This window comes from Rhizobium ecuadorense (genome assembly GCF_001187535.1).
Classification (GTDB): domain Bacteria; phylum Pseudomonadota; class Alphaproteobacteria; order Rhizobiales; family Rhizobiaceae; genus Rhizobium; species Rhizobium ecuadorense.
In genome coordinates this window covers 1-222 of sequence record NZ_LFIO01001850.1, presented here as the reverse complement: position 1 = coordinate 222, position 222 = coordinate 1, and the positions used below count along the sequence as shown (strand labels likewise).

General features: G+C 61.7%; 1 protein-coding gene. It reads left to right on the top strand.

All coding sequences use genetic code 11. The annotated features are described in order from the left end of the window. Nucleotides 1–222, top strand: a 222-nt coding sequence (locus AF337_RS39065; protein ID WP_152971373.1) for an aminotransferase class I/II-fold pyridoxal phosphate-dependent enzyme, incomplete at both ends; no start/stop codon positions are given.

Genomic DNA, 222 nt, shown 5'->3' with positions numbered 1-222 from the left:
GTCGAGGATGCCTTCAAGATCACAGCTGCGCGGCTCGAAGCAGCCATCACGCCGAAGACGCGTTGGTTCCTGTTCAATTCTCCGTCCAATCCGACGGGGGCGATCTATACGGCGGACGAACTGAGGGCGCTTGGTGCGGTGCTGGCGCGGCATCCCCACGTGGCGATCATGTCGGACGAGATCTACGAACATATCGTCTGCGGCGACGTGCCCTTCACGTCG